This is a genomic window from Phytoactinopolyspora endophytica (assembly GCF_004138495.1).
Taxonomy (GTDB): domain Bacteria; phylum Actinomycetota; class Actinomycetes; order Jiangellales; family Jiangellaceae; genus Phytoactinopolyspora; species Phytoactinopolyspora endophytica.
Genome location: NZ_ML142867.1, coordinates 7,609 through 8,292 on the forward strand (window position 1 = coordinate 7,609; position 684 = coordinate 8,292).

1 other RNA gene is annotated in these 684 nt (G+C 70.0%); it reads left to right on the forward strand.

Annotation, left to right across the window (positions count from 1 at the left end):
- Positions 1–140 precede the first annotated feature (140 nt).
- Positions 141–513: RNase P RNA component class A (gene rnpB, locus ELR45_RS27765), an RNA gene on the forward strand.
- Positions 514–684: the final 171 nt, after the last annotated feature.

Here is a 684-nt window from a genome sequence, read left to right on the forward strand (position 1 = left end):
CGCAACGACGGCGGCATCATCGGCGCCGCTCTGCTCGCCTCCGAAGCCCACGCATCGTGACCATCGGCAACCTTGGCGCCCCGAACCGGGCCCGCTGGTGATCACGGCGGCGTGAGCGGGGTATTCTCGACAGACGAGGACGAGCTGGCCGGGCGGCCGCGTCGGCACCTTGAGTGCCGCCGAGGAAAGTCCGGACTCCACAGGGCAGGGTGGTGGGTAACGCCCACCCGGGGTGACCCGCGGGACAGTGCCACAGAAAGCAGACCGCCCGCGTGCTCCGGTGCGCGGGTAAGGGTGAAACGGTGGTGTAAGAGACCACCAGCGTCCTGGGTGACCAGGACGGCTTGGTAAACCCCACCCGGAGCAAGGTCAGACAGGGGATGTTCGAGGGTTGCCCGCCCGAGTCCCCGGGTAGACCGCACGAGGCCGCCGGCAACGGCGGCCCCAGATGGATGGCCGCCGCTCCCGGTCCGCCGGGAGGCACAGAATCCGGCTTACAGGCCAGCTCGTCCTCGCTACCTGCGCGGATACAAGCGCATCCCACCTGACCTGGTATTTCACGTGCCCGGCCCCTGCCACGGGAGGGCCCGGACACGCCGTCGGCCGGCAGGCCGGCCTTCTCAGCGAGGTTCCCGCTGAGCAGCTGAGGGCAGCGCGGGACGGGCATTGGTGACAGGACGCGAC